This is a genomic window from Streptomyces sp. ADMS (assembly GCF_033441795.1).
Taxonomy (GTDB): Bacteria; Actinomycetota; Actinomycetes; order Streptomycetales; family Streptomycetaceae; genus Streptomyces.
Window position 1 is genome coordinate 1 of the sequence record NZ_JAVFVX010000219.1, and the last position, 5,352, is coordinate 5,352.

General features: G+C 67.9%; 2 protein-coding genes. One reads left to right on the plus strand and one right to left on the minus strand.

Annotation, left to right across the window (positions count from 1 at the left end; translation table 11 throughout):
• Nucleotides 1–574: 574 nt before the first annotated feature.
• Nucleotides 575–2,449 carry a serine/threonine-protein kinase gene (locus RB628_RS39305; RefSeq protein WP_318325447.1) on the minus strand — a complete coding sequence of 625 codons (1,875 nt, stop codon included), beginning with the start codon at nucleotides 2,447–2,449 and terminating at the stop codon, nucleotides 575–577.
• Nucleotides 2,450–3,106: 657 nt separating this feature from the next.
• Between RB628_RS39305 and RB628_RS39310 the strand changes: the two genes are divergently transcribed.
• On the plus strand, nucleotides 3,107–5,352 hold a 2,246-nt coding region (locus RB628_RS39310), incomplete at its 3' end, for a SpoIIE family protein phosphatase (RefSeq protein WP_318325448.1).

Here is a 5,352-nt window from a genome sequence, read left to right on the forward strand (position 1 = left end):
CATAACGGACGAGACCACACCAACCTGGCGAGGAACTTACTAGGACTTAAAGGGCAATTCGGCTACATCAAACGCCCTCTGAGAGGTGCCGATGGGACGCACTGATCGTTACTGGGATGGGGATCAGGGGTCGCTTCGGGGCACCAGGGTCGAGCTTGTTGCCGAAGGGTGGTCGGCGTGGAAGACTCCGCCGCTGGCGGCGGGGACTCGTGCCGACGAGCCCGCACAGCACCGCTCCCGCGGGCTCGAGCAGCAGCTCTGGCGGGTGGCCGCTGCAAACGCTGGCCGCCAGGACGAGAACCCAACGCTGACCAAGATCACTGGCCGGATCTCATGCGATGAGAAGATTCCGGCCCCTGAGCGTCATGACGGGGTCGCGGCTGCCCGAGGAAAGTGCTGCACTCGGATCGCTTCCTGGTCTCTGTACGTCCAGGAGTCCACCCTCGGCTGCCAGGTCGTGAGGGCTCTGGTGGCACGCGTCGCACGCTGAACGGGAAGGGCCCGACCCGGCAGCGCGGGTTGTCCGCCGCATGGCGGTCATGCATCACCTGGCGCGGGACAACGCGGAACCAGCTCAGTCCTCTGGTGTGGGTACGGCTGAGCCGGGCGGGAGCTTTTGGCCCTCTTCAGGCATCGCGAGTAGGCACATCGCATACCGAAAGCCTTGGTTCCAGGTGTCCTCTGCGTGATTCCAGGCATACAATTCACGGGTGGAACTCTTGTAGGTCCCGTATTGCTTTACGCACAGGTCGTAAAGCGCGTCCCAAGAGTCGAACTTGAGGCCTTGGGGAGCCTTCACGTAGCCCAGGCCCTGCAGCTCGTGTGGTTTGTTGCAGTCCACCAGGAGATGGGCGTAGTTGTTTTCTTCGATTTTCTTGCTGTTGTAGCAGTCGCCGATTGAGCTGTTCTCGACGAAGATCTGTTCCCCCTGCTTCCGGTAGTCACCCACCGGGCCGTAGAGGCTGACGGTCTTTCCGAAGAGCGTGCAGGCGGTGTTGCGCACGCCTTTGTCCCAGCCAGCCTCGCTGGGGACCAGAGCGAAGGGCTGGACGTCGACCATTTTGCTCACCGTGTCCCGCAAAAGGCCTGTGCAGATCCCCGGGCCGTTGGCCCTCGCATCGGCCAGGGATGTGGTTGCGTTCACGTCCAGGACCTGGCCGTCTGGGTACGTCTTGCAGTCCACGATTTTCAGTTTGGGCAGGCTTTTGAGCCTTCCCTCGGGCCATGCGGCGCGGACACAGTCCCCGGGTTTCAGCTCGCGGGTCAGTCCGACCTGGTCCCCGTACGGCGGGACCACCTCCGTCTTCGGGGCCTTGGTGTCCGGGCTTGCGAGCAGTGCGGCTCCCGCCCATACGCCACCGCCGATGAGTAGAAGCACAGCGGCGATGACGCCCCACCCCCGGCCTGAAGGGAGCTTGGCGCTCCAGCGATGCCGCGGTCTCGGCGGAGCCTGCGCGGGCGAAGGGCCTTCTTCGGCCGGCGGTGCGACAGGAGGCGGCCGCGAGGCCGGCGGCTCTTCTGGTAGCGGCGTCGTCTCCGCCTCCGGGACGGCCGGCTTGTGCACTCCCGGTGCCGCACCCGGCGTGGCGGTGAGCCCGGCGAGCGTGCGCATCGCCTCGTCGCTGCCCATCCGCTGTTCGGGATCCTTGGCCATCAGGCCGGCCAGGACCGGTCCCAGGTCTCCTGCCCGGGTCGGCGGCGGGGGCTCCTGGAATAGCAAGGCCGACAGGGTCTCATAGGGCGTCGGCCGGTCGAACGGACCGCTCCCCTCCACGGCGTAATGCAAGGTGGCACCGAGTGAGAAGAGGTCGGAAGCCGGGCTGGGTGCCACTCCACGGGCGCGTTCCGGTGCCAGGAATCCTGGGGTTCCGATGAACCCCGAGGTTGTGGTGAGCCGTGTCTCGCCCGAGTCCGGCTGCAGCGAGATGCCGTAGTCGGTCAGCAAGACCTGCCCGCCTGCTACGCCGCCTGGGGCCTGTGCGCCAGGCCCAGTCAGCAGGATGTTGGCCGGTTTGACGTCCCGGTGCAGGATTCCGGCCCGATGGCCCGCCGTCAATGCATCGAGCACGGCCACACCGATAAGCGCAGTGTCGGCGGGTGACAGTGGACCCTGATCACGCACCACCTCGGCGAGATCCTTTGCCCCGGGCACGAATGCCATCACGATCCAGGGCAGGCCGTCTTCCTCCACGACGTCGTACACAGTGGCGACGTGCGGATGGCTGCGCAGCCGGGCAGCGTTCCGCGCCTCGACTCGTGCGCGGGCAATCCGGGCGCCCCACTGCTCCTCCGGGACCCCTACGGGGAGAGTCAGTTCCTTGAGGGCGACCTCACAGTCGAGAATCTGGTCGTAGGCGAGCCATACCCGCCCCATTCCCCCGGCCCCGAGCCTGCGCAGCACCCGGTACCGCCCCGCTACCAGGCGCTCGGCACCGTTGCCCTCCGCCATACAGACCTCCATAACGCCTGACACAAACCGCATGATCTTTGATTAAAAACTACAAATACTCTCAAAATGACTTGCAGGCACGCCAGACACGCACCGCCGCCTGGGCGAGGGCAAGCGGTGTGGTGAGGCCTACCGAGCGCGGCGGCGTCATCGGCGCGGGCTGCTCGAGGCTGATCACACTCGGGATCATTTCGACTTGGGCGGTGTTTGGAGGTGGCGCCGCCAGCTCCGCTGGTCAGGCGTGTCGCGGCACGCGACGCGGGGGCCTGCCGGCTGACAAGGTGCCGTTGATCCGCGGGAAGTACGGCGGCGGCGAACGACGCGACCATCAGCTGCTGCGCGAGCGAGGGCCGGTGAGCCGTGCTACGGCAAGTTGCGTCACTGTCGAATAGGCAGCAGTGGTCAGCTCCGCACCGCCGCACCGCCCGAGTGCGTCCAGGCGACGATCAGCGCCGGGACGGCGCTGGCTGTACGGCGGGTCGGTCGGGCCCTGCCCAGTCGTGCTCCTCGCCAGCGGGCGGGCCGAATCCTCTCGTGACAGCGCTGCGTTGGCGTTCCGCGCCCCGCAGGATCATGCTTGTCAGTAGTAGAGCCCTGGCCATGCAGGTCCCCGCGGCGCAGCGGGACACGGAGCGAGGATGGGCGAGATGAACCGCGATGGAACGACTTCCCACCCCTGAGCGGCCAGACGAGTCGGACGCATCCCCCGGGTCGGCGTTCACGGCCACGGCAACCGTCAATGAGCAGGGCATCGTGACGGGGTGGAGCGAAGGTGCCCAGCGGCTGCTCGGCTACGCGGCCTCGGAAGTCGTGGGGCGGCCCGCCGCCGGGCTGCTCCCGGATGACGTCGGTGAAACGATCCGGAGGCCGCCGGGCGGGCTGGACCGGTGGAGCGGCACTCTGGCGCTACGGCACCGGGACGGCCACCAGTTGGAGCTGCGACTGCTCGCGCACCGCCGGACGTCAGACGGGGGCATCACCACGTGGCGTGTGGTGTCCGCCGTGGCAGGGAAGCGGTGCACGCCCGGAGGCGAACCGCTGAAGGAGTGGACGTTCTCCCAATCCCCCGACATCCTGGCGATCTTCGACACCGACCTGCGGCTGGTGGCGGCGAACGCCGGCATGGAGCGCGCGCTGTCCCTTGCCGAGGTGGAGATGCGCGGGCTGCACCTGCCGGAGATCGCACCGCATTCCGTGAGCCACGAGGCCGAGAAGAGGATGCGCCTGGCGTTGGAGACCGGCGAGCAGCATTACGTGGAGGCCTACATCTGCCCCACAGGTGTGAGCCCAGAGCGCGGCTGGTCGACATCCCTGGCCCCGCTGAAGGACGCGGACGGCCGGGTGCGCGCCGTGTGCCTGACGGCGCACTCCAGGCCTGAGGGGTACCTTGCCCGGCAGCGGATGCTCTTGTTGAGCGACGCCGGCGCCCGCATCGGCACCACTGTGGACATCGCACGTACCGCGCAGGAACTGGCCGACGTCGCCGTCCCTTGGCTCGCGGACTTCACAGCCGTCGACCTGCTCGACCTCCCCCAAGGCGACGAGCCAGCCTCGGCCTCGTCGGCCGGACCGGTCACTATGCGCCGCACCGCTGTGCGGTCGGTCCTCGAAGGGAGCCCGGAGTCCCCGGTCGCGGTGGGCGAGACGGCCTCCTACCCGGAGCTGTCACCTCCGGCTGAGTGCCTGGCTGCAGGGCATCCCGCCCTGTATGAGATGGCCGACTCCACCATCGCCCGGTGGGCGGTCCAGGACCCCGCAGCCGGCTGGATCCGCGAGTACGGGACACACTCGATGATGATCGTGCCGATGCGTGCCCACGGCATCACGCTCGGCGTGGTCCTCTTCAGCCGTCACCAACGCCGGGAACCCTTCGATCCAGACGACCTGCTGCTGGCCGAGGAGCTCACGGCCAAGGCGGCCGTCAGCATCCACGATGCCCGGCGGTACGCCCCGGAGCGCACCTCGACCATCACTCTGCAGCGCAGTCTGCTCCCGCACGCGCTGCCCGGTCAGGCGGCACTTGAGGTCGCCTCCCGCTACCTGCCCACCGGTACCCCTGCCGGCGTGGGCGGCGACTGGTTCGACGTGATCCCGCTGTCCGGAGCACGGGTGGCGCTCGTCGTGGGCGATGTCGTCGGCCACGGCATCCGCGCCTCCGCCACCATGGGCCGCCTGCGCACCGCAGTAAGAACCCTGGCCGACGTCGACCTGCCCCCCGACGAACTACTCACCCACCTCGACGACCTCGTCATCCACCTAGCCGCCGACGAAGGCAGCACGGAACCCTCCACCGAAACCGCCGGGGGTATTGGCACCACCTGCCTGTACGCGGTCTACGACCCGGTCTCCCGCCTCTGCACCCTCGCCCGTGCCGGCCACCCCCCACCCGTCGCGGTCACTCCGGACGGCGCCGTCTACTTTCTCGATGTCCCAGCCGGCCCGCCGCTGGGCCTGGGCGGACTGCCCTTCGAGAGCTTTGAGATCGAACTGCCCGAGGGCAGCATCCTCGCCCTGTACACCGACGGTCTGCTCGAAGCCCGCGACCACGACATCGACGAAGCCCTCGACCAAATGTTCGCGGCCCTCTCTTCCCCCGCCCCGACGCTGGACACGATCTGCGACAGGATTCTCGCCCCGGTGCTGAGCCACTGCCCCGATGACGACATCGCCCTGCTCATCGCCCGTACCCGGGCCCTACACGCCGACCAGGTGACCTCCTGGGACATAGCTTCCGATCCCGCCATCGTCGCCCAGGCCCGCAAAGACGCCACCGACCAGCTGACAGCCTGGGGACTGGACAACGCCGCCTTTATCACCGAACTGATCGTCAGCGAACTCGTCACCAACGCCATCCGCTACGGCCAACCACCCATCCAACTGCGGCTGATCCACGAGAACAGCAC

Excerpts from the sequence above, each read along its gene's own strand:
- RB628_RS39305 (WP_318325447.1), bottom strand. The coding sequence starts at position 2,449 with ATGGCGGAGGGCAACGGTGCCGAGCGCCTGGTAGCGGGGCGGTACCGG.